This is a genomic window from Clostridium sp. KNHs214 (genome assembly GCF_000744935.1).
GTDB lineage: Bacteria > Bacillota > Clostridia > Clostridiales > Clostridiaceae > Haloimpatiens.
The window spans coordinates 579,676-603,236 of sequence record NZ_JQMW01000009.1; the positions used below are offsets into that span (position 1 = coordinate 579,676).

At 29.1% G+C, this 23,561-nt stretch carries 23 protein-coding genes and 2 pseudogenes; all 25 read left to right on the forward strand.

What is annotated here, in order from left to right:
- Positions 1-25 precede the first annotated feature (25 nt).
- Complete coding sequence (gene fliW, locus CC89_RS05110) at positions 26-469, forward strand: flagellar assembly protein FliW (RefSeq protein WP_035289829.1); 444 nt, start codon at positions 26-28, stop codon at positions 467-469.
- Between the two features lie 682 nt (positions 470-1,151).
- Positions 1,152-2,282, forward strand: a pseudogene (locus CC89_RS05115) (RNA-guided endonuclease InsQ/TnpB family protein).
- Between the two features lie 200 nt (positions 2,283-2,482).
- Positions 2,483-2,698, forward strand: a complete 216-nt coding sequence (csrA, locus tag CC89_RS05120; protein ID WP_035289832.1) for a carbon storage regulator CsrA — start codon at positions 2,483-2,485, stop codon at positions 2,696-2,698.
- An 86-nt stretch (positions 2,699-2,784) separates the two neighbouring features.
- The gene (locus CC89_RS05125) at positions 2,785-3,162 is read left to right on the forward strand and encodes a flagellar protein FlaG (protein ID WP_035289836.1); all 378 of its coding nucleotides are present in this window, start codon (positions 2,785-2,787) and stop codon (positions 3,160-3,162) included.
- Positions 3,163-3,536: 374 nt separating this feature from the next.
- A complete protein-coding gene (locus CC89_RS05130; protein WP_035289839.1) occupies positions 3,537-3,824 on the forward strand; it encodes a hypothetical protein in 288 nt (95 codons plus the stop codon).
- An 11-nt stretch (positions 3,825-3,835) separates the two neighbouring features.
- Entirely contained in the window at positions 3,836-4,228 is a 393-nt protein-coding gene (gene fliS / locus CC89_RS05135; RefSeq protein WP_035289842.1) for a flagellar export chaperone FliS, read from the forward strand.
- Positions 4,229-4,458: 230 nt separating this feature from the next.
- Positions 4,459-4,761: pseudogene (fliT, locus tag CC89_RS05140) on the forward strand (flagellar protein FliT); the annotation flags it as partial.
- Positions 4,762-4,774: 13 nt separating this feature from the next.
- A complete protein-coding gene (gene fliD / locus CC89_RS19450) occupies positions 4,775-6,328 on the forward strand; it encodes a flagellar filament capping protein FliD (RefSeq protein ID WP_051931512.1) in 1,554 nt (517 codons plus the stop codon).
- A 174-nt stretch (positions 6,329-6,502) separates the two neighbouring features.
- Positions 6,503-7,693 carry a flagellin N-terminal helical domain-containing protein gene (locus CC89_RS05150; protein WP_035289848.1) on the forward strand — a complete coding sequence of 397 codons (1,191 nt, stop codon included), beginning with the start codon at positions 6,503-6,505 and terminating at the stop codon, positions 7,691-7,693.
- 444 nt (positions 7,694-8,137) lie between these two features.
- Positions 8,138-8,404, forward strand: coding sequence for a hypothetical protein (locus CC89_RS05155; protein ID WP_035289851.1), 267 nt, complete (start codon positions 8,138-8,140; stop codon positions 8,402-8,404).
- Between the two features lie 12 nt (positions 8,405-8,416).
- Entirely contained in the window at positions 8,417-10,255 is a 1,839-nt protein-coding gene (locus CC89_RS05160; RefSeq protein ID WP_035289854.1) for a motility associated factor glycosyltransferase family protein, read from the forward strand.
- Between the two features lie 88 nt (positions 10,256-10,343).
- Positions 10,344-11,396 carry a UDP-N-acetylglucosamine 4,6-dehydratase (inverting) gene (gene pseB / locus CC89_RS05165; protein ID WP_035289857.1) on the forward strand — a complete coding sequence of 351 codons (1,053 nt, stop codon included), beginning with the start codon at positions 10,344-10,346 and terminating at the stop codon, positions 11,394-11,396.
- An 11-nt stretch (positions 11,397-11,407) separates the two neighbouring features.
- Positions 11,408-12,595, forward strand: a complete 1,188-nt coding sequence (pseC, locus tag CC89_RS05170; RefSeq protein ID WP_035289862.1) for a UDP-4-amino-4,6-dideoxy-N-acetyl-beta-L-altrosamine transaminase — start codon at positions 11,408-11,410, stop codon at positions 12,593-12,595.
- A gap of 8 nt (positions 12,596-12,603) precedes the next feature.
- Positions 12,604-13,338 carry a cytidylyltransferase domain-containing protein gene (locus CC89_RS05175; protein WP_035289864.1) on the forward strand — a complete coding sequence of 245 codons (735 nt, stop codon included), beginning with the start codon at positions 12,604-12,606 and terminating at the stop codon, positions 13,336-13,338.
- Positions 13,339-13,351: 13 nt separating this feature from the next.
- Positions 13,352-13,990: a formyltransferase family protein gene (locus CC89_RS05180; RefSeq protein ID WP_035289866.1), complete on the forward strand. Its 639-nt coding sequence runs from the start codon at positions 13,352-13,354 to the stop codon at positions 13,988-13,990.
- 2 nt (positions 13,991-13,992) lie between these two features.
- Positions 13,993-15,042, forward strand: coding sequence for a pseudaminic acid synthase (gene pseI / locus CC89_RS05185; RefSeq protein WP_035289868.1), 1,050 nt, complete (start codon positions 13,993-13,995; stop codon positions 15,040-15,042).
- Position 15,043: 1 nt separating this feature from the next.
- Entirely contained in the window at positions 15,044-15,730 is a 687-nt protein-coding gene (locus CC89_RS05190) for a formyl transferase (protein WP_035289870.1), read from the forward strand.
- A gap of 1 nt (position 15,731) precedes the next feature.
- On the forward strand, positions 15,732-16,412 hold the full coding sequence (locus CC89_RS05195) for a PIG-L deacetylase family protein (RefSeq protein WP_035289872.1): 681 nt from the start codon (positions 15,732-15,734) through the stop codon (positions 16,410-16,412).
- Between the two features lie 10 nt (positions 16,413-16,422).
- Positions 16,423-17,427, forward strand: coding sequence for a UDP-2,4-diacetamido-2,4,6-trideoxy-beta-L-altropyranose hydrolase (gene pseG / locus CC89_RS05200; RefSeq protein ID WP_051931514.1), 1,005 nt, complete (start codon positions 16,423-16,425; stop codon positions 17,425-17,427).
- A gap of 255 nt (positions 17,428-17,682) precedes the next feature.
- Positions 17,683-18,747 (forward strand): radical SAM/SPASM domain-containing protein, encoded by a 1,065-nt coding sequence (locus CC89_RS05205; protein WP_035289874.1) that lies wholly within the window; start codon positions 17,683-17,685, stop codon positions 18,745-18,747.
- Between the two features lie 338 nt (positions 18,748-19,085).
- The gene (locus CC89_RS19865) at positions 19,086-19,262 is read left to right on the forward strand and encodes a YjfB family protein (protein ID WP_081896972.1); all 177 of its coding nucleotides are present in this window, start codon (positions 19,086-19,088) and stop codon (positions 19,260-19,262) included.
- Positions 19,263-19,369: 107 nt separating this feature from the next.
- Entirely contained in the window at positions 19,370-20,167 is a 798-nt protein-coding gene (locus CC89_RS05210) for a flavodoxin family protein (RefSeq protein WP_502685625.1), read from the forward strand.
- A 276-nt stretch (positions 20,168-20,443) separates the two neighbouring features.
- A complete protein-coding gene (locus tag CC89_RS05215) occupies positions 20,444-21,577 on the forward strand; it encodes a Fic family protein (protein WP_035289878.1) in 1,134 nt (377 codons plus the stop codon).
- Between the two features lie 316 nt (positions 21,578-21,893).
- Positions 21,894-22,370: a hypothetical protein gene (locus CC89_RS05220; protein WP_207641498.1), complete on the forward strand. Its 477-nt coding sequence runs from the start codon at positions 21,894-21,896 to the stop codon at positions 22,368-22,370.
- A gap of 218 nt (positions 22,371-22,588) precedes the next feature.
- Complete coding sequence (locus CC89_RS05225; RefSeq protein ID WP_035289882.1) at positions 22,589-23,521, forward strand: flagellin N-terminal helical domain-containing protein; 933 nt, start codon at positions 22,589-22,591, stop codon at positions 23,519-23,521.
- Positions 23,522-23,561 lie beyond the last annotated feature (40 nt).

A 23,561-nucleotide genomic window follows, 5' to 3' on the forward strand; every position in this document is an offset into this window, starting at 1 on the left:
AGCCCCCTAAAAAGGGGTGTATTACATGAAATTAAGCACAAAATATCACGGAATTCGTGAATATAAAGAAGAGGATGTATGGGATTTTAATAAAGGTATATGTGGATTTGAAGATTTAAAAAGATTTATTTCCTTTCCAGTGGAGGAAAATGAAATTTTCAATGTTCTACATTCTGTAGAAGATGGCTCTGTGGGATTTGTGGTGATTTCTCCTTTTATAGTAGATAAAAATTATGAATTTCATCTATGTGAAGAAGTAATAAAAAGATTAAAAATAAACTCACAAGAAGATGTGCTGGTTTTAACTACAGTTACTTTAGATTCAGATGTAGAAAAAATAACTACTAATTTGAGAGCTCCTATTATAATTAATATAAAAGAAAAATTAGGGGAACAAATAATATTAAATAATGAAAAATATTTAATAAAGCAGCCTATTTTTAAGGAGGTAACTAACAGTTACAAATAAGTTATAATTCACTGTGAAGTTTTATAACTTTTAACTTAGAAAATTGTTGACAGCCTCCCATGTTCATAAAGAGCATGGAGTGATGTATTATATACATCCAAAATCCTTTGAATTGCTGGAAACCCCTAAAGCTAACTAAACTACAACGTAAGGATGAAAAAAACCTAGGCGTGATAGTTGTGAAAGCAGAAAAAATTAGTTAGATAGCATAAGGTTAAATCCTAAGTGCACCAATCTTATGGTTAAAAACCGTTAGGTTGCGACAATGGGCAATCAGCAGGTAAGCCTCAAAAAGGGGAAACTTCAACGACTATCCTGTGATGGGAGTACACTACAAGCTATTGGTAGTGGAAGTGGAGGACACCTTAGATTAATTGAGAATTAAGAATTGAAAATTGACAGTTGATAATTTTTAATTTAATTAAGGTGATGATATAGTCTACGCTTATATGAAAGTATGAGAAGTTCATGAGTTTTACAAGACTTTGAGAACTGCTTAGTATTAGCGATACTAGGTGAATATGCGTAAAACTTGTAAGAAGTTATAAATATATAATGCAATCATTAATTTCAATACAGTATAAATTTTTAACTTTAAAATCTAAAATCTTGCCAACTTTTAGTATTAGCCTATAAACCTAGTAATATAGGGAATACTAATATTAGAAAGTGAGGTGAGATGATGATTAAGGCAATAAAAATAAGATTAAAACCCACTAATGAGCAAGAAATATTAATGTTTAAATCCGTAGGATGTGCAAGATTTGCTTACAACTGGGGACTTTCAAAATGAGAAGAGATGAAGGAAAATGGGCTTAAACCCTCAAAGGCAAAAGTAAGAACAGATTTTAACAATAACCTTAAAAAGAATAAGGATTATAAGTGGTTAAATGAAGTATCTGCTCAAGTTACACAATATGCCTTTGAAGATTTAAATAATGCCTATGATAATTTCTTTAAAGGATTATCAAAACATCCTAAATTTAAAACCAAAAGACATTCTAAAAAATCCTTTTATGTTAGATATGATGCCATTAAATTTAACCATGGAAAAGTCAATATAGAGAAAATAGGTAAAGTTAAGTATAAGACTAATTATAATATACCCAATTTGCCTAAATACAATAATCCAAGATGCTATTTTGACGGTAAGTACTGGCATTTAACATTAGGATTTGAGCACAATGAAAACCAAGTTGAGATTAATAAAGATTTATCTTTAGGTATTGATTTGGGATTAATGAATTTAGCCATTGTAAACTGTTTAGAAAAGCCCATTAAAAACATTAATAAATCCTTAAGGGTTAGAAAGTTAAAAAAGAAATTAAAAAGATTGCAAAGAAAGGTATCAAGAAAATATGAAGCTAATAGACAGGAAAATAAATTTATAAAAACTAAAAATATATTAAAAACAGAAAGACAAATCAAATTAGTCCATAGAAAGCTAAACTATATAAGACTAAATCATATTCATCAGGCTACTAATAAAATAGTTAAGTTAAGACCTTATAGAATTGTCATGGAAGATTTAAATATAAGTGGAATGATGAAAAATAAACACTTAGCAAAGGCAATTCAAGAGCAATGTTTTTATGAATTTATAAGACAAATAAAATACAAATGTGAATTTAATGGAATAGAATTTTTCACGGCAGATAGATTTTATCCAAGTTCTAAAACTTGTAGCTCTTGTGGAAGTGTTAAAAAAGATTTAAAGTTAAAAGATAGAATTTATGTATGCCCTAAATGTGGACTAAAAATAGACAGAGATAAAAATGCTTCAGTTAATCTTGGTAACTATAAATTAGCATAATATCACACAAAAAGATAATGCTAATGTGTACCCTGCGTTGTGGGGGAATTCAAGTCCTTGGAGAGTTACACAAACTAAAGTAGAATAATTAATTATTCAAAATAGGACTCCATGAACAGGAAATGTTGTTTGGTAACGAACAATACAAGTAAGATTTATATATTTATAACTTTTTATAAGTTTTATGCAACGGCAGAATAATGTTAGTAGTTAAAAGAAAAAAAGGAGAAGCTATAGTTTTAGGAGAAGATATAGAAATAAGTATAGTAGACATAGATGGTGGTTCTGTAAAAATAGCTATAAATGCACCTAAAGAAGTCACTATACTTAGAAAAGAGCTTTTAAAAGAAGTAGAAGAGGAAAACAAAAACGCATTAAATTTTCACATGGATATGCTTAAAAATTTAAAAAAATAGGAGCTAGCGGTGCTAAGCGCTAGGGGTTCTTCACTAGCCCCCTAGTCCTCCAGCCCCCTAGCCCCCTAATAAGCGGGGTGTTTGATATGGAAATCAACTCAATAAGTCAAGGAAGACAGAGTATTGTAAATGTAAATTCTGCAGCTAAGGTATCATTACAATCATCTAATAATAGTGCCAAAGAAACATTAGAAAGTACGTCTAAAGTAGCATATAACAATAAGGATGCAAAAGTAGTAGACGGAAGAGAAGTAAAAAATATGGTGGATGGATTAAACAAATTGATAAAAAACGCGGATACTCATTTAGAATACGAAAAACACGAGAAACTCAACGAATATGTAATAAGAATAGTAGACAATGAAACAAAAGAAGTAGTGAAGGAAATACCGCCAAAGAAGATACTCGATATGGTTGCTAAAATGTGTGAAATGATAGGAATCATCGTCGATAAAAAAGCTTAGCTTTTTTATTGACGAAGGGGGCTAGAGTGTCAGAGGGCTAGAGGACCAGGAGGAAATAGTGTGCTAGTTTGCCAGCGTGCTAGAGTGCTTGTGATTATAGATGGTGTTTTAGTTTTGTATTTCTGATAATTGAACTTAGTATTTTGATTATTTGAGTAATTTGATCTAGTAAATCTTTATAGGTAGCGTCATTTATAGTATTTGATGCATTGAGAAGTTCTAATTTTATATATAATACTATTTTGTTCAGAAATCAATGAAACCACCTCATAATAAATACTATATTTACATTATAGACAAAAAATTAAAAATTAATACAAAAACTAGTCTTCTAGCCCTCTAGAACCCTAGCCCACTAACGTGGGGGTGTTTTTATGGAGTTTCGATTGAATAAAATAGACACAGAACTTAGACAACGGGTGAAAGACACCACAAAGTCAGGAGTTGTGCACAGAAAAGACGAAATAAGAATAAACCATGACAAAAGTGAAGATACTCCTAAAGACAGAAGTTTTGCCTATAGACTTAAAAAGTTTAAAAAGGGAGAAGGCAAGATAGAAGTAGAAGCGTATAAATCACAAGATATAGATGTAGATGCTTACAAAGAAGAAGTAGAGTATTGTAATGAAGATAGAGGGATGTTTATAGACATTAGAAAATAGGAGGAATAAGAATGTACGGTGGACATGCAAATGCATATAATGCCTACAAAAATAATAGTGTGAACTTTGCTTCAAAAGAACAACTTTTACTAATGCTGGTTGATGGAGCAGTTAAATTTTCAAAAATAGCAAGACAAGCTATGGTAGATAAAGATATAAAAAAAGCTCACGAAAATATAGTAAAAACTCAAGACATATTTTATGAGTTAATGGTGACCTTAGATGTGAACAAGGGTGGAGAATGGGCAAAAAATTTAATGGCAGTATATCAATTTATAGTAGACAGATTGGTACAAGCTAATTTAAAAAAAGATGTACAGATAATGAATGAAGTAATACCACTTATTGAAGAAGTAAAGGATATGTGGGATCAAGCATATAAGGTTTCTAAAGGCGCAAAGTAATGCATTTATTTTAATCACCAGTAGCCAATCCCCAAAATAAATTGTCATTAAATTTCATAATAAATATAATTAAATTTAATGACTAATCATTAATAACTAGTGCTTATAAATTTAAAATTAAAAACTAAGTATTAAGGACTGGTTACTAGAGATTAGGGATTGGGAATTATAAAAAGGGGGTGTTCTAATTTAATACACAACTAAAAGAAAAACTCTTATTATATAAGCAATTAACACAAAAGCTAATAAATTGCATAGAGCAAGAGAAATTAGAAAATATGGATGCTTATGTAGAAGAGAGGGAAAAGACTATATCATCTATAGGTGATTTAAAATATACACAAAATGAATTTCAAAATATATGTGAAGAAATAGATTTGGTTAAATATGAAAATACATTGACAAAATTAGCATGGAAGAAAAAAGATGAAGCAAAACTTGAGATGAACAAGATGAAAGTTAAAAATAGCGCCAATAAGAATTATAATAAAAATTCTACAGTAAATAGAAATTTCTTTAGTACAAAAATATAGTGGAGGTGATTTTATGCAAATAAATGGGACAAGTAATAAAAATACAGATTATAGTAGAATTACAGGTCTAGCCACAGGCATGGATATTGATGGTATGGTTAATAAAATGCTTACTGGAGACAACATGAAATTAGACCAAATGAAGCAAGGAAAACAGATAGAAGAATGGCAACAAGAAGCTTATATAGATATAATTAATGATTTGAAGGAGTTTTACAACTCGTATTTAGATATACTAGGCCCAGAAGAAACTAACTTAATGTCTAATTTAGCTTATTCAGGATTGAAGGTTCAAAGTAGTGATGAAAATAAAATTAAAGCTATTGCTCTAGGTGGAGCTGCAAAGGGAAACTATGCAGTGAAGGTTTTGCAAGTAGCAGAAACTGCTAGAAAACAAAGTGATGCGTTTACAGAGGGAACAGACTTAAATACTAAGTTGGAAACTCTTGGAATTTCCAATGGAACAATGAAGTTTCAAGTAGGTGACAAAGAATCTTCTGTAAATGTAGATAATACCAAATCTATAGGTGGTTTTTTAAGTGATATTAGAAATACTAAACTTAGCAGTGATAGCGAAGATCCTTTAGGCAATCATATAAATATAAGCTTTAGTGAACTTACTAGAAAATTTACAATTGAAACTAAGGAGACGGGAGCTACTGAAACATTAAGTATATCAGGAACACCAGCAGAAGTTCTTAAAATAGATGGTAGTTTTACTGGTAAAGATGCTAAGGTATCTATTAAACCGCCAGGAGAAACTGAGTATTTTGAATCTAAAACTTTTAATAAAAATATTTTTACCATAGATAATATCCAATATGACATAGATGGTGCTAATGTTAATGATGAAGTAAGCATAGACATAAAGCCAGATGCTACAGATAAAATAGAAAAGTTCAGAAAATTTATTGATAAATACAATTCTCTAATAGATAAAATTAAAACTAAAGTAGATGAGAAAAGAGAATATAAATTCAAGCCACTTACAGAAGAACAGAAGAAAGAGTTGAGTAATGATGAAATAAAAAGGTGGGAAGAAAAAGCTAAGAAAGGAATACTTTCTAGAGAAGCTAGTCTTTCTAGTTTACTTACAAATTTAAGAGAAACTTTTTATAGCACCGTAGAAGGAGCTGGACTAAGTGCTCAAGAAATAGGTATAGAAACTACTAGTAAATGGAAAGATGGCGGAAAACTTAAATTAAATGAAGCAAAACTTAAAGAAGCACTAGAGACAAAAGGTGATCAAGTCCAAAAACTATTTACTCAAAGTAGTGATAATAAAAATGAAAAAGGAATACTTCAAAGATTTAAAGAAACTTTTAATAGCTATATAGGTTCAGAAGGCGTTTTAATTAAAAAAGCTGGTTATAAAGATACTAGATGGGTAACAAATAATGACTTATCTAATAAAATAGAAAAAAGAAATAAATCCATAAAGGAAATGCAAGAGAAAATTTATCGAAAACAAGAAAAATATTATAATATGTTTGCTGTATTAGAGAGAAATATGAATAATTTAAATTCACAAAGTAACTGGTTGTATTCACAAATGGGAATGTCTTAAGATTTAGTAAAATTATAAAAAAATATTAAAAAAGGTGTAAAGGTTAAGAGAGAGAATACGATAATTAAAACAAGCAAGCAATAAATAAAAAGTTGTTAGTAGGACATTAGTCTTAACTATAAATAAAAAATAGTGCGCAGGGAAGTGCACTTTAAACTCAAGGAGGAATTTATTATGATAATTAACCACAATATGAACGCTATGAACGCTCATAGAATGATGACAGCTAACACAGTAGCATCAGGAAAATCAATGGAAAAATTAAGCTCAGGTTTAAGAATAAACAGAGCTGGAGATGACGCTGCAGGATTAGCTATTTCTGAAAAAATGAGAGCTCAAGTAAGAGGATTAGACCAAGCTTCAAGAAATGCTCAAGACGGTATTTCTTTAATCCAAACAGCTGAAGGTGGATTAAATGAATCTCACTCAATACTACAAAGAATGAGAGAACTTGCAGTTCAATCATCAAACGATACAAACGTAAAAGTAGATAGAGGAGAAATTCAAAAAGAAGTAGACCAATTAGCACAAGAACTTTCAAGAATAGCTAATACTACAGAATTCAATACTCAAAATCTTTTAGGTGGAGATTTCGAAGGAAAATTCCATATAGGAGCTAATGAAGGACAAGACATTACATTAAAGATTGGTGCTATGGGTGCTAAGGCATTAGGTGTAGAAGGAACTGCTTATAAAGCAAGTGATGTTACTGATGTAACTGGCCTTCAAGTTACTAGTAAAACAGGAGAAGCTTTAACTATTAAATTTGCAGCAGCAGATACAACTAGTACAGCAAAAGCAGTAGATACAACTACAGCAAAATTAAATACTGCTGGAAATGAAATTACTATTACATTAAAACAAAGTGCTGGAAAAACAGGAGTAGTTGGTGCTATAACATCAAAAAATGATGACGTTAAAGCAGCATTAGAAGCAATTGCAGACGAAGCTGGAATTGCAGTATCTGCATTAGATACTTTTGTTGGAACTACTACATCAACAGTTGCAGGAGATACTACTGTTAATGTAACTACTGTAGACGAAGAAGCAAGTAAAGCTATAGGTATTAATGTTTCTAGTCAAAAGAGAGCATCAGCATCTATTACAACAATTAACAAGGCAATTGAATCAGTTTCAGCTGAAAGATCAAAACTTGGTGCATACCAAAATAGATTAGAACATACAATTGCTAACTTGAATACATCTTCAGAAAACTTACAAGCATCAGAATCAAGAGTTAGAGACGTAGACATGGCTAAAGAAATGATGAACTTCAGCAAGAACAATATACTTGCTCAAGCAGCTCAAGCTATGCTTGCTCAAGCTAACCAACAACCTCAAGGAGTTCTTCAATTATTAAGATAGTTGAAGATAAAACTATAAAGGTAATATTAAAGAGTCAGAGTACATTACTCAGACTCTTTTTTCTATTAAAAAAATAATGTATACGATAAATAATTATTCTATATTTATTATTAATAAATTAGGTGTAATAAGCTGTTAGTTACAAATAATATATGTAGAAATGGGAAGAGCTGTTATATAAAATTGAGGACAATATTAGAATAACTATAAAATAATATTTTAATTTAACCTATAAAGTACACATAGTGAATTTCGATAATGTAAGTGTAGGTGTAAGTATATATCTAATATTATGATAAAATGTTTAATGATTAATATAAAGTAAATTTAATAATTATTATAATGATTCTTTTAGTGAAGTTTTCAAATAATAAAAATAGAGGGGCAGGGAGTTTTCTCTCTGACCCTTTTTGGGATAATATTTAAAAGAAAGTTGGTGTAGCTATGAATAAAGATTTTTTGATAAAAAAGATATATTATATTGAGGAACTAGTATTTAAATGTAATTTTCATGAAGTTATAAAAGAAACAGTGGAAATAGTAGAAAATATTGAAGAAAATTTTAAATTTTCTAAGGAAGAAAATCAAAGAATATGGAAAGAAATAATATATTACTTAACTTTAAGTTTAGAAAACAAAGATTACTTATTAGCATCAGATATTTTAAAATATGAATTAAAGACTGTCTTACAAAATGAAAATTTATTTTAAAGGAGGATGCACATGGATATATTTGAAGAAAATTTGGATTTTTTGAAAAAGAGAACCCCCTTATTATATAGAACTGTATTAGAAGAGAAACCAATACAAAGTATTTATTTAGAAAAAGTACCAAATCAAGATAATTACATAATAGAGTCAAAGGAAGCTAAATGTTATATGCAAAGTGCTTATAATATAGAAAATGAAATAAGATCAATGTTGAAAAATACAGAGAATGATGTGGATACTGTTATATTATTTGGGATAGGTAATGGTGATGCACTTAAGCATATAGTAAATAATTGTAAAAAATTATATAAAATAATAGTAATTGAACCTTCACTGCAAATTTTTAAGTCTTATTTAGAAAATCGTCGTATTAATGAAATCCTAAAAAAGGATTTAAATATTACTTTTGTAGTTAACAAGAAAGAAGATTTTGTGGTTGATGCCTTATATTTTAATATGTTAGAATCAAAAAAAGCATCTATGGTTTTTCATGTATCCTATTGTAGTGTATTTAATTCTTATTATAATGAAATGACTACCGAATTATTTAAAATATTAAAAGTAAAGTCAGGAGATATAAGAACATTTGCAGGTTTATGGCAGTTATGGCTTATGAATTCTATAAAAAATTTAAAAATAGAAGATGTAATTCCTATAGAGATTATAATTGATAATTTTAAAGGGAAAACAGCTGTAATTGTATCGGCAGGGCCTTCTTTAAATAAAAATATAAATATTATAGAACAATTAAAGGAAAAGGCTATTATTGTGGCTGTAGGTTCTGCTATAAAAGTCTTGGAGAGTAAGGGGATTACACCACATTTTAGGGTAGCTATAGATGGAGCGCCACATGAAAATACTATTTTTAAGAATATCGATACAAGTTCCTCTCCATTGATATTTACCAATCAGCTATATTATGAAATACTGCCAGAATATAAAGGGGATAAAATAAGGTTTATATTAGAATCAGAATACTTAGGTAAATATATATACAAAAAAACAGGAATACCATTTAGAGAATTTCTTTCAGGTTCTTCTGTAGCAAATGGAGTATTAAATTTCCTATGTGAAATTGGCTGCAGTAGAGTAGTTTTTATGGGTCAAGACTTATCTTATACTGAGGAAGGATTACACGCAAAAGGTATAACTACAGAAAAAGAGGATAAACAATGGCTTGAAAAACAGAGATATATTATATTAAAAAATATTTATGGGGAAAAAGTATATTCCATAGACTCTTATTTGCAAATGAAATATGTAATGGAAGCAACTATAAGGAACTATAAAAATATTGAATTTCTTAATGCAACAGAGGGGGGAATTGGTATTGAAGGTGCAGAAAATTTAACAGCTCAAGAAGTTTTCGATAAAAAACTAAAGAGAGAGACACGGATTAATTTAGAAGAAATAGGTTCTAGATTTAGCAATGAAGATATAAAAAAACAATATAAGAAAAAAATTGATCAAGGTTTAAATATAATGAAAGAGGAATTATTAGAGATAAGAAATATACAAGAAGATATGTTAAAATTTATAAAAAAATTAATTAAACTTAAAGAAAAAAATGTAAGTTTAAATAGAATAGAAAATGAGTTAATATATTTAGAAACTCTTGAAAATAGAATAAAGGAAATACCGGTATATAAAGAGGTAGTATCTCCTGCTTTACAATCTGATATTTTAAGTATAAAGACGAGCTTTAGCTATAAAGGTTCTGATAGAAATAAAATAGTACAGTCAAAGGAAAAAATTATTGTAAACAGTATTATGAAAGTAAGAGAATACATAGATTTAGCTTATAAACTAATAGAAGATGATTACAGTGAAATTATATTCAAACAAGTATAAAAAGATATTTCAATACAGTTATATTTAATATTAAATATGAGAAGTTTTTAATTAATCAAAATAACTATAGATTAAGTAGGTGGTATGTATGCTAAAAAATAAAGTAATATTAATTACAGGTGGTACCGGATCCTTCGGTAAAAAATTTGCCCAAATGACCTTAGAAAAATATGATGTAAAAAAAATAATAATATATTCAAGAGATGAATTTAAACAGGATCTTATGAAAAAGGAATTTTTACTAAAATATCCTGATAAAATAGGCAAGCTAAGGTTTTTTATAGGAGATGTTAGAGATAAAGATAGATTATATAGAGCTTTTAACGGAGTAGATTATGTGATACATGCTGCAGCTATGAAACAGGTTCCAGCTTGTGAATACAATCCTTTTGAAGCTATAAAAACTAATATTCATGGCGCGCAAAATATAATAGACGCAGCATTAGATAGAGAGGTTAAAAAAGTAGTAGCACTTTCAACAGATAAAGCAGTTAATCCTATAAATTTATATGGAGGGACTAAATTGGTATCTGATAAGCTTTTTATTGCTGCAGATGCTTATTCAGGGGAAGGAGGAACTGTATTTTCAGTAGTTAGATATGGTAATGTTGCTGGCAGTAGAGGATCTGTAATTCCTTTTTTTAAATCATTAATAGAAAATGGATGCGATGAGCTTCCTATAACAGATTTTAGAATGACTAGATTTTGGATTACCCTAGAACAGGGAGTAGAGTTAGTGTTTAAAGCTTTAGAAGAATCTAAGGGCGGAGAAACTTACATATCTAAGATACCTTCATTTAAGATAACAGATTTAGCAAATGCGATGTTACCAAATTGTAAACTTAAAGAAGTAGGTATAAGAGAAGGTGAAAAATTACATGAAGTGATGATAACTAGTGATGATTGGAGGACTACATATGAATATCCTAAACATTACATAATATATCCTCATTTTGACTGGTGGAACGTTGATAGGTATTTTACTCCAGGTGGTGAGTTAATACAAGAAGGATTTGAGTATGATTCAGGAAAAAATACTGAATGGTTAACTAAAGAGCAGTTAAAAGAAGAAATGATTAAACTTAGATTATATGATTATAGAGAAGCCAAAGCTGAATTTGAGGCTGCAGCTACTAGATAGGAGGGGAGCATATGGAACTTGCTATTAATGGTGGAATACCAGTTAGAAATACATATTTATCTTATGGTAAACAGTGGATAGATGATGAGGATATTATTGAAGTTATAAACACTTTGAAATCAGATTATTTAACAACTGGGCCTAAAGTTAAAGAATTTGAACAAAAGGTAGCAGAATATGTAGGAGCAAAATATGCAGTAGCAGTTTCAAATGGAACAGCAGCTCTTCATGCAGCTTGTCATGCTGCAGGTATAAAAGATGGGGATGAAGTAATAGTTACACCGCTTACTTTTGCAGCTTCTGCTAACTGTGTTTTATATTGTGGTGGAACTCCAGTTTTTTGTGATGTTGATCCTAAAACAATGAATATAGATGTAAATAAAATAGAGGAGAAAATAACAAATAAGACAAGGGCTATTATTCCGGTGGATTTTTCAGGACAATCAGTAGATATAGATAAAATAATGGAGATAGCTAAAAAATATAGTTTAACAGTAATAGAAGATGGAGCTCATGCTTTAGGGAGTGAATACAAAGGAAGAAAAGTTGGTACCAAAGCACATATGACAGAATTTAGTTTTCATCCAGTTAAGCCGATAACTACGGCAGAAGGCGGTATTATTGTAACAGATGATGAAGAAATGTATAAAAAAGTAAGTTTATTTAGAACTCATGGAATTACTAGAGATAGAGATTTAATGTTCAATAATGAGGGTTCGTGGTACTATGAGCAAATAGATTTAGGGTATAATTATAGGATAACTGATTTGCAATGTGCATTAGGTATAAGTCAGATAAATAAAATAGACAAATTTTTAAGTAAAAGAAGAAATATAGTAAGGAAATATAATCAAGAATTTAAGAATTTAAAGGAAGTCATTACTCCATATGAGACCCAATATTCAAATTCAGGTTGGCACATATATGTTATAAGACTAAATCTAGATGGATTAAAAGTGGGAAGAAAGGAAATTTTTGAAGCTTTACAAGAAGAAAATATAGGAGTAAATGTGCACTATATACTTGTTTATCTACATCCTTATTATCAAAAGTTAGGATATAAAAAAGGTATATGTAAAGAGGCTGAAAAAGCATATGAAAGCATGATTACATTACCACTATTTCCCAAGATGACTGATAAAGACGTTGAGGATGTTATTCAAGCTGTAAATAAAGTAATAGCTTATTATAGAAAGTAGGGATTTTTATGAGAGTAGTATGTATTATGCAAGCTAGAACAGGTTCCACAAGATTACCTGGTAAGGTATTAAAAAATATATGTGGAAAAACAGTTTTAGAACATGACGTTGAGAGGTTAAGGAAGATTAGAAATATAGATGAAATAGTTATTGCTACTACAGATAAAGAAAATGATAATAAAATAGTTGAGGAAGCTTTAAGACTTAAAGTTAAATATTTTAGGGGTTCAGAAGATGATGTACTTTCAAGGTACTACTATGCAGCTAAAAAATATAAGGCAGATGTAGTGGTTAGAGTTACAAGTGACTGTCCTCTTATTGATTACGAAGTAAGCGAAAAAATAATACAATATTATTTAGATAATAATGATAAGTATGATTACGTAAGTAATACTATAAAAAGGACATATCCACGGGGATTGGATACAGAAGTATTTAGTTTTAGAACACTGGAAAAAGCCTTTAATGAATCTAAATTGCAGAGAGATAGGGAGCATGTTACTCCATACATATGGGATAACAGTAACATTTTTAAATTATATTATTATAAGAATGATATAGATTACTCAGAATTAAGATGGACATTAGATACTGAAGAAGATTTTCAACTTATTAATAAAATATATGATTTATTGTATCCTCATATGATTTCAGAATTTAGATTTAAAGATATATTGGATTTATATAATGATTATCCCGAACTTAAAAGTATAAATGCTAATATAGAACAGAAAAAAGTATAAAAGGATGATTAGTATGTTAATTACTTTAATGTGTGATAACCCAAATAGTTGGATAATTCCTTATATTGAAGAATTAAAAGAAGAAATAAAGGAATTAGGTCATAAAGTAAGGGTTATTGATGATTATAAAAAAATTACTTCAGGTGATTTATTATTTTTATTATCTTGCGAAAAAATCCTACCAGTTTCTTATATGAAAATGAATAAACATAATTTAGTTGTACATGAAAGTGATTTACCTATGGGTAAGGGTTGGAGTCCTGTTACATGGCAAGTATTAGAAGGTAAAGATACAATTCCAGTAACCCTTTTTGAAGCTGCTGAAAGTGTTGATGCTGGAAATATATATTTACAGGAATTTATACATTTAGATGGCAGTGAACTTTTAGAAGAAATAAAGCATAAACAGGGATTATATACGAAAAAACTAGTTTTAGAATTTATAAAAAGATATCCTAATGTTCAAGGAAAATCTCAACAAGGTGAGGAATGCTTTTATCCTAAAAGAAGTCCTAAGGATAGTCAACTAGATATTAATAAAACCATTGGAGAACAGTTTAATTTACTTAGAGTTGTTGATAATGAAAGATATCCAGCTTATTTTATGCTTAATGGTAAAAAGTATATTGTTAAAATATACAGGGAGGAGTAGTTATGAATAGTAGGATAAGTATTAATGGCAGGCTTATTGGAGGCAATCAGCCATGTTATATAATTGCAGAAATGTCAGCAAATCATGCTGGAAATTATGAAAGAGCTGTAGAAATAGTAAAAGCAGCAAAGGTTTCTGGTGCAGATTGTATTAAAATTCAAACATATACTCCAGATACTATGACCATTGATTGTAATAATGAATATTTTTCCATTAAGGATGGAACGTGGAAGGGAGAAAATCTATATAAGCTATATGAGAAGGCTTATACTCCTTGGGAATGGCAAGAAGGATTAAAAAAAGAAGCTGAAAAAATAGGAATAGATTTTTTATCTACTCCATTTGATAAAACTTCAGTAGATTTCCTAGAAAATATGGATGTAGATTTTTATAAGATAGCATCTTTTGAATTGGTTGATATTCCACTTATTAAATATGTTGCATCTAGGAATAAACCTATTATTATGTCTACAGGAATGGGAACACTAGAAGAAATTGAGGAAGCAATAAATGCCATTAAATCACAAGGAAATAATAATTTATGTTTGCTAAAGTGTTCCAGTGCATATCCTGCTATACCAGAGGATATGAATTTAATGACTATGAAAAATCTAAAGGATATTTTTGGAGTCCCAGTGGGATTATCAGATCATTCTTTAGGATCAATTGCAGCAGTTACTGCAGTTGCTATGGGCGCTAAAGTAATTGAAAAACACTTTTGTTTAAGTAGAAATATAGAAAATCCAGATTCTTCTTTTTCTATGGAGCCACATGAATTTAAAAAAATGGTGCAAGATATTAGAGCCGCAGAAAGAGCTATAGGAAAAGTAAGCTATAATCTTTCTGATAAAGAAAGTCAAAGTAAGATATTTAGAAGATCAATTTTTATAGTAGAAAATATTAAAAAAGGTGAAAAATTTACAGAGAAAAATATAAGAATAATAAGACCAGGTGATGGTTTGAAACCTAAATATTATGATGAAATATTGGGAAAAACTGCATCTTGTGATATAGAAAGAGGAACACCTCTTTCATGGAGTAAGGTGATATAGTATGAAGATTATAGTAGCTACAATTAAATCATGGAATATAAAAAATGCAGAAAAATTTAAAAGATGTAATGAATTTAAGGATGATATTTCTATAATTACCGATAGAAAAGATTTAGAGTATGAAAAAGTATGCAAAATAAATCCTAATTATATCTTTTTCCCGCATTGGTCATGGATTATAGAGAGTAAGCTTTATAAAAACTTTAATTGTGTGGTTTTTCATATGACCGATTTACCTTATGGTAGAGGGGGAAGTCCTTTACAAAATTTGATAGAAAGAGGAGTAGAAAATACAAAAATATCAGCAATTAAAGTTAATGATGGCATTGATGCAGGAGATATTTATTTTAAGGAAAATTTAAATTTAAATGGTACTGCTGATGAGATATTTATGCGTGCTTCTAAGATTATTTTTAATAAAATGATACCTAGAATAATTAATGAGAGGATAACACCTAAAAAACAAAGCGGAGAGGTTGTTGAATTTAAAAGAAGAAAGCCCTCACAAAGTGAGATGCTTTCAGAATTTGATATTGAAAAAATATATGATTATATAAGAATGTTAGATGGAGAGGGATATCCTAAAGCTTTTATAAAATTTGGAAAATACAAGCTCGAATTTTCAAGAGCTAGTTTTAAAAGTAATAAAATAATTGCTAATGTTGAAATAATAGATGAGGATGATTAAGATGAAAAAAATATTAGTAATAGCCGCACACCCAGATGATGAAATACTAGGAATAGGTGGAACTATTGCGAAACATGTTAAAGATGGTGATGAATGTTTTGCAATAATATTGGGAGAGGGAATGACATCGAGATATGATAGAAGAGAACTGGCGGATAATAATAAAGTGCAAAAACTTCATGAAGATACCTTTAGAGCAGCAGAATTTGTAGGATATAAAAACGTCTATATGGAAAACTTGCTGGATAATAGATTTGATTCAGTTCCTTTATTAGATATAACAAAAATTGTAGAAAGATACATAGAAGATATAAAACCAGATATAATATACACACATTTTGGAGGAGATTTAAATATAGATCATAGGATAACTTTCGAAGCTGTATTAACGGCTACAAGGCCTATTGGACATGAATATGTAAAAGAAATATATGTATTTGAAACAGTTTCCTCCACAGAATGGAATTTTAGTAATACAACAAATTTTAAGCCAAATTATTTTGTTGATATAACAGAAACTTTAGATACAAAATTAAAGGCAATGGAATGTTATGTTAGTGAACTAAGGGAATTTCCACACCCAAGATCAAATAAAAATTTGAAGGTTTCTGCTTTAAAGTGGGGTAGCATTATAAGTAGGCAATATGCAGAAGCATTTGAGGTTGTGAGAATAATAAAATAAGGTGATAAATATGAAGATAGCTATTAGAGCAGATGGTGGTTCTAAAATTGGTATGGGACATATTATGAGAACATTAGTTTTAGCTAAGGAATTAGCTAAGGCTAATGATGTTTTTTATATCTGTAGGGTAGATGAGCCGCTTTCAGATATATATAGCCCAGGTATAATAAAGATTAAAAAACAAGGATTTCATGTTGTAACTATTGATGAAAGTAACATTTTAGAAGAATTAAGCAATGTACAGGCAGATATTCTTATTACAGACAGTTATGATGTAGATGAGAATTATTTTAATGAAACAAAAAAATTATTTAAATACACAGGATATATAGATGATATGAATTTGTATTATTTTAATGTGGATTTTTTAATTAATCAAAATATTAATGCAGAAGATTTGAATTATAGAGTTAATAATAATACAAAATTATTTTTAGGTCCTAAATATGCTATGCTCAGAGAAGAATTTAGAAATGTACCTAAAAAGATTATAAAGAAAAAAGTAGAAGATATTTTAATAACAGTTGGTGGAGCGGACCCCAATAATGTTATAGGGAAAATTTTATCTTATGTGAAACAACTAGATTATAAGTTTCATGTAATAGTAGGTCCAACTTTTAATACTGTAAATGAACTAAAACAATATGAAAAAGAAAATAAAAACATAAAATTGTATTTTAATGCAAATATGTTTCAATTAATGCAAAAATGCGATTTAGCAATATCAGCTTGTGGCAGCACTTTGTATGAACTTTCAAGTTGTGGAGTTCCTACTTTAGGAGTTATTATAGCAGATAATCAAATAAAAATAGGAAATAAGTTTCACCATATGGGTATGATAAGTAATTTAGGATGGCATGAGAAGTTAAATAAATATATATTAGTAAGTAAATTAGATGAAATTTGCAATAATAGGAATTACAGAGAAGAAATAAGTAAATTAACTCAAAAATTGATTAGTAATAACTATTCCCTAAACTGTGAATTTTTCATGTCAAAATACAAGCACAAATAAAATAACTTATATAATTGAGATTAGATAAATTTTAAATTGTATTTTGTTTAATATTAATAAATATCTAACTATGAAAAGTCACACGAATATAGAGCAAATAATATTTTATGATAAAATATTTATTTAGCTATAATTAAGTACGAGCACTATTGAGATAGTTAATATGAAAAATAATTTTAATTAAAAAGTAAAAAAATATTTATACATTAGGTTGTATTAAATTTAGTATTAATTTGGAAGGAAGGTTTAAGCTATATGAAAAATAATACTGTAAAAAAGTATGTTCCAATTAATAAAGGAAATTATACACTAGAAACAGAAAATAGGGAAAAAGAATATGAAAGAAAAAGGGCAATAGGTTTTGAAAAGGAGTACTATGAATATAGAAAAAAATGGACTGAACTAGCTAAAAATTTAGATGTTACAGAATATCCTCTTGAGGTTGGACTAGAACTTTCAAGTGTATGTAATTTAAAATGCCCGTTTTGTTATACTATAACGGAAGGTTTTCAAAAAAAGGTATCTAAAAAATTTATGGAAACTAAATTAGCAAAAAAAATCATAGATGAAATTGGAGGAAAAGTAGTTACTTTAAGATTAAGTTTTAGAGGAGAAACAACATTAAATCCAGATTTGATTGAAATTATAAAGTATGCAAAACAAAAAAATATTAAAGAAATTTCTTTTTTAACTAATGGTAGTAAATTAGAACCAGATTATTTTGAACAATTGTTATTAGCTGGTGTTGATTGGATAATAATATCTTTTGATGGGTTATATGAAGAATATGACAAAAATAGATATCCTTTAAAATTTAATGATATGATTCATAAGTTAACAAAGATGAAAGAAATAAAAGAAAAGTATAATTCAGAAAAGCCAGTAATAAAAGTTCAAACTATCTGGCCAGCAATTGAAAAAAATCCTTTTGAATATTATGAAAAATTAGCTCCTTTAACAGATATGGTAAGTTATCTTCCTCTTATAAAGTGGAATGTTGGGCTTATGCCAGAAAGTTATTATATTGATAATTTTTCATGTCCAATGCTATACCAGAGATTATTTATAACATCTGATGGACAAGCTTTACCTTGTTGTGCAAATGCTGAAGGACAGTGTGTAGTAGGCGATGCATATTCTGAAAGTATATATGATATATGGCATGGAAAAAAACTCAATACTATAAGAGAACTTCATGTAGAAAATGAGGGATTTAAGAAGATAGAGGCATGCAGAAAATGTTTTATTCCTAGAAAGACTAAAGATGATGTTTATCAGTATGGTAATAGAAAAATAATAGTTAAAAACTATTTAGATTAAATATGATGTAATTAAATAGTAGAAAAATAATACAGTAAATAAGTGAGCACCAGTGATAGTAAGAAAACTACTGGTGCTTTTTTATCTGTAATGCATTTAGAAATTATAGGAATATAACAAGTTATATTTTGAAGGCTAAAATGAAATTTATTATATAATATGGTATAATAGTGATGTTTAATGATATATATTGAAAACATGTAATATAATTTCAAAAACCCAAGTATATGGGTAAATGAAATTTATAATAAATGATAATAATACGTTGTTCTATAGAATAGTAAAAATAAAATTAGAATGTTTATATAGATATATAGATTGATGTAAGGAGGGGGATTATGGATATAGCAGGTTTATCAATGACAATGAGCCAAAGTAAGCTTATGGAGCAAGCTAGTTTGTCTGTTATGAAATTAGCTTTAAATACGGGAAAAGAAAATGCAGCGGAAATGACAAAAATGTTAGAGCAATCAACTGACCCTAATTTAGGAAGAAATTTAGATGTGAGAATCTAAAGGTGATTAAAGGAGCACTAGTAGCTAATATGAAAGTTACTAGTGTTTTTTAGGTAGATGTTACTTAAAAAGGGGGATGATAGATTTTGTCTTATAGAATAAATACAATGTATTTTAGTGCTACAGGTACAACTAAAAAAATAGTATTAGGTATAGCAAAAGAACTTCGGCATAATATTGGTTTAAAAGAAAATGTAAATATAATTGATTTTACATTACCGGAGGAAAGAAAAAAAGTAATATCTTTTTCAAAAGATGACATTATTATCATAGGTGTTCCAGTTTACGCAGGAAGAGTACCTAATGTACTTTTAAAATATTTAAATTCTATCATAGGTAATGGGGCGTTAGCAATTTCGATGGTGATTTATGGAAATAGAAATTATGATGATGCATTGATAGAACTAAGAGATATACTAGAATCGGATGGATTTAGAGTTATTGCGGGAGCTGCTTTTATAGGAGAACATTCTTTTTCCAATGATTTAGGTAAAAACAGACCTGACGAAAAAGATATGCATGTGGTAAATGAGTTTGCTAATAAAATCTATAATAAAATTATATATGAGAACCCTATAGAAACTGTAGTTGTAAAAGGAAATAAACCTTATAGAAAATACTATATGCCTAAAGATGAATATGGAAATCCTTTTGATATAAGAAAAGTTAAACCAAAAACAAATAATGACTGTATAAATTGTAAGCTTTGTGTATCAGTTTGTCCCATGGGGTCTATTGATTATCAAAATGTAACTAAGTTAAATGGAATTTGCATTAAATGTTGTGCATGCATTAAAAAATGTCCTGTGCAGGCGAAATGTTTTGACAATACGGTATATTTGAGACATAAACAGGAGTTGGAAATTAAATTTCATTATAGGAAAGAACCAGAGTTATTTATTTAGGTAATTATTACTTGGAAAAAATGCTTAAGTTTTTTATGAATTATACGTACGCTAGGGTACCTGGTATCTGGTGGTTACTTGGTGGTTTGGTATCTGGTAGTTACTGATAGGTTTTGTTGAATGAACATGTAAAGAGATTTGTAAAGTTTTCTACACAAGAAATATTAAATAGTCAAGTTCGAATTTTGCAACAAAAAATGTTTATTTTTTGTTGTAAGTGTTATAATATATATAGTATATAACAAAAATCAACGAAGTTATATTGGAGGGGATAATATGGCAAAAGCATATGAGCCTTTTAATTTACCTATAGATGATTTAATTAATATTAAAGAATTTATTAAAGAATTATTAGAAGCAAACAAATTAGTAGGGATATATCAAGTGCTATTAAATAAATCTAAAATAGATCCAGAGTTATTATTAGCACCTATAACATTACAGGAAGCAATACAATCAACTAAAATAGAAGGAACTCAAGTTACTTTAGATGATATGCTTGAATATGGGGCTGATGAAAATAAAAAAACAAATGACATTCAGGAAGTATTAAATTATTCTGAAGCCTTAAGAGTCGGGGAAGATTTAATAAGGAGAATACCTATATCAACAAGGCTAATAAAGGGGATGCATAAAATACTATTATCTGGTGATGTAAGGGGGAAAAATAGAAATCCAGGCGAATTTAGGACAATACAGAATTTTATAGGGCCAAAAGGATGTACAATTCAAACTGCTTCATATATACCACCAGAACCACAGAGAGTTCCTGAATATATGAGTAATTTAGAAAAATATATAAATGAGCCTAAGGATGACTTACATGATTTAATACGAATAGCAATTATCCATGCTCAATTTGAAACTATACACCCCTTTTTAGATGGTAATGGAAGAATAGGGAGAATACTTATACCACTATATTTATTTGATAAGGGTTTTATTGATTCTCCAAATTTCTTTATAAGTGAAAGTTTAGAAAAAGATAAATTTAAGTATTATAAGTTGTTAAATGATATAAGAATTGAAGGTTCCAATGATGATGATAAATTCAAAATGCTAGCATCACAAAGATGGAATGCATGGATAAAGTTTTTCATAACTGCTATTATAAATCAAGCAAATCAAAATATAAAATTAATTGAGAAGATAGATGAGTTATATAATATAACTATAGAAGAGAGTAGAAAAATAATAAATTCAAATAAATTAATAGATATAGTTAATGTAATGTTTAAACGACCTATATTTACCAAGAAAAGAATATTAGAGATAGTTGATATTCCAAGCAGTACATTAGGAGTGTATTTGAATAAGTTAGAAGAAAAGCAAATTATTTATTCAGATGGTAAGAGTAGAAATAAAAAATATTATTTTTATAATTTAATAAATATTTTAAGGCAGCATTAGCAAACAAAAAAAGTCTTCCGCTTCGCTACATCCTTTTGTTACGACCTTAGGGGGCACGTCCAGCTAAGCTGGACCATACTAGCTGGTGAAAGTCCAGCAAAGGTAATCGTCAAGGAGCCTTTTAGCTAGCTACGGTGCCCCACCTGCACCCCAGGGGTGAAAATTTTCCCAGTGCCAAGCTATAACAAGGTAAATGAGAGAATAAAAGAAAGAGAAAAAAAGAATTAAAATAGCATTAGAGTAAGAGCTACAGTGGGTACAATATAGACAGAACATGTTAGATACTATGAAAGAGGAACTAATACATATGATTATAATGAAAAAGTGTATATCGGATAAGTATACATATGAAAATTTTTTGGAAAATTTTAACATAGGCATTGAAGTATTTGAAAGATTTAATTCTACAGAGGAATCTAGGAGGAAAAAACTAGATACAAGCATATCAAGAATGCAAAAAAATGAACCTAATATAAAAAGAAATAGTATTAAAATTGATGATAAATTTAATGCTATTTTTCAAATTAAGAATGTTCGAGGAAAAGATAAAGTATATAAAATGGATTTTTTGCATGGAGAGGAATATCTTTATAAAGATGTAACTGCACAAACTTTTATATTTGCTACGGGCATAATTCTAAATGCGAGATTTCACAAAGAATATGATTATGCAACAATAAATGAATTTTACAAGGCTATGAGAGAAAGAAAAGATAGCAGTAAAAGTATTAATGATAGTTGTTTTAGAGAAATACTAAAGGAGCTAAGTATATTAGCAGACGAAATTGGGTAAATTGGGTAACTGTTACTTACAAAAAACAGGAAAAGAGATCCTCATGGATTAAGCTAGATCCTGCTTAATCCATGAGGATTTCGCTAAAATTTAAGGTAACTGATACTTGGAAAAAACAGTATGAAAGGTTTAAAATATTTAATACTCATAGTTATGGGGAAGTAATTCATGGAGTGAAATACTCAAAGTAAAATTGCAATAGGAGGTGATAAGATCAAATGATAATAAATCATAATATAAATGCCATGACTGCTTATAGAAACATAATGTTGCATTCAAATATGTGTAGTAAGGCTATGATGAGGCTTTCTTCTGGACTTAGAATAAATAGCGCTGCAGATGATGCTGCAGGACTTGCTATATCAGAAAGAATGAGAGGGCAAATACGAGGGCTGGAACAGGCAGCTAGAAATACACAGGATGGTATATCTCTAATCCAAACTGCAGAGGGAGCACTAAATGAGACTCACTCAATTTTACAAAGGATGAGAGAATTGGCTGTACAAGCAGCCAATGATACCAATTCACCAGAAGATAGAAAAGCACTCCAAGAAGAGTTAAATCAATTAACTTCAGAGATAAACAGAATTGGAAACACCACTGAGTTCAATACTAGAAAGCTTTTAAATGGAGGTGAAGGAGATTTATCAAATATAATCCTCCAAACTGGCGCTAATAAAGGACAAGAGTGTTCGGTAGGAATAAAGGATATGAGAGCTGAAGCTTTAAAAATAAGTGGAGATACTGCAGATGGAATTGTAACTTCTAAGGATGGAACTGTTACTGCAAAGTATACTAAAATTAAAAATGTAACTAATGATACCAGTAGTAATTCACAATATGCATTGGATATTTCTAGTCATGAAAATGCATCCTCTGCCATTAAAATATTAGATGATGCCATAAATAATGTATCTTCCCAAAGAGCTAGTTTGGGAGCGTCTGAAAATATGCTGGAACACAGAATAAGTTATTTAGAAAATACATCTGAAAATCTAACTGCGGCAGAATCTAGAATAAGAGATGCAGATATGGCTAAGGAAATTATGAATTTATCAAGACATAGCATTCTTCAGCAGGTAGCACAAGCTATGCTTGTTCAAGCTAATCAGCAGCCAAATTATATAATAGAACTTTTAAAATCTCTTTAATTAAGTGATATGCTAAAGATTCTAAGGTTTTTTATTTTTG

Coding starts and splice junctions, on each gene's coding strand:
- fliW (WP_035289829.1), top strand. CDS start 26: ATGAAATTAAGCACAAAATATCACGGAATTCGTGAATATAAAGAAGAG.
- csrA (WP_035289832.1), top strand. CDS start 2,483: ATGTTAGTAGTTAAAAGAAAAAAAGGAGAAGCTATAGTTTTAGGAGAA.
- CC89_RS05125 (WP_035289836.1), top strand. CDS start 2,785: ATGGAAATCAACTCAATAAGTCAAGGAAGACAGAGTATTGTAAATGTA.
- CC89_RS05130 (WP_035289839.1), top strand. CDS start 3,537: ATGGAGTTTCGATTGAATAAAATAGACACAGAACTTAGACAACGGGTG.
- fliS (WP_035289842.1), top strand. CDS start 3,836: ATGTACGGTGGACATGCAAATGCATATAATGCCTACAAAAATAATAGT.
- fliD (WP_051931512.1), top strand. CDS start 4,775: ATGCAAATAAATGGGACAAGTAATAAAAATACAGATTATAGTAGAATT.
- CC89_RS05150 (WP_035289848.1), top strand. CDS start 6,503: ATGATAATTAACCACAATATGAACGCTATGAACGCTCATAGAATGATG.
- CC89_RS05155 (WP_035289851.1), top strand. CDS start 8,138: ATGAATAAAGATTTTTTGATAAAAAAGATATATTATATTGAGGAACTA.
- CC89_RS05160 (WP_035289854.1), top strand. CDS start 8,417: ATGGATATATTTGAAGAAAATTTGGATTTTTTGAAAAAGAGAACCCCC.
- pseB (WP_035289857.1), top strand. CDS start 10,344: ATGCTAAAAAATAAAGTAATATTAATTACAGGTGGTACCGGATCCTTC.
- pseC (WP_035289862.1), top strand. CDS start 11,408: ATGGAACTTGCTATTAATGGTGGAATACCAGTTAGAAATACATATTTA.
- CC89_RS05175 (WP_035289864.1), top strand. CDS start 12,604: ATGAGAGTAGTATGTATTATGCAAGCTAGAACAGGTTCCACAAGATTA.
- CC89_RS05180 (WP_035289866.1), top strand. CDS start 13,352: ATGTTAATTACTTTAATGTGTGATAACCCAAATAGTTGGATAATTCCT.
- pseI (WP_035289868.1), top strand. CDS start 13,993: ATGAATAGTAGGATAAGTATTAATGGCAGGCTTATTGGAGGCAATCAG.
- CC89_RS05190 (WP_035289870.1), top strand. CDS start 15,044: ATGAAGATTATAGTAGCTACAATTAAATCATGGAATATAAAAAATGCA.
- CC89_RS05195 (WP_035289872.1), top strand. CDS start 15,732: ATGAAAAAAATATTAGTAATAGCCGCACACCCAGATGATGAAATACTA.
- pseG (WP_051931514.1), top strand. CDS start 16,423: ATGAAGATAGCTATTAGAGCAGATGGTGGTTCTAAAATTGGTATGGGA.
- CC89_RS05205 (WP_035289874.1), top strand. CDS start 17,683: ATGAAAAATAATACTGTAAAAAAGTATGTTCCAATTAATAAAGGAAAT.
- CC89_RS19865 (WP_081896972.1), top strand. CDS start 19,086: ATGGATATAGCAGGTTTATCAATGACAATGAGCCAAAGTAAGCTTATG.
- CC89_RS05210 (WP_502685625.1), top strand. CDS start 19,370: ATGTATTTTAGTGCTACAGGTACAACTAAAAAAATAGTATTAGGTATA.
- CC89_RS05215 (WP_035289878.1), top strand. CDS start 20,444: ATGGCAAAAGCATATGAGCCTTTTAATTTACCTATAGATGATTTAATT.
- CC89_RS05220 (WP_207641498.1), top strand. CDS start 21,894: ATGAAAAAGTGTATATCGGATAAGTATACATATGAAAATTTTTTGGAA.
- CC89_RS05225 (WP_035289882.1), top strand. CDS start 22,589: ATGATAATAAATCATAATATAAATGCCATGACTGCTTATAGAAACATA.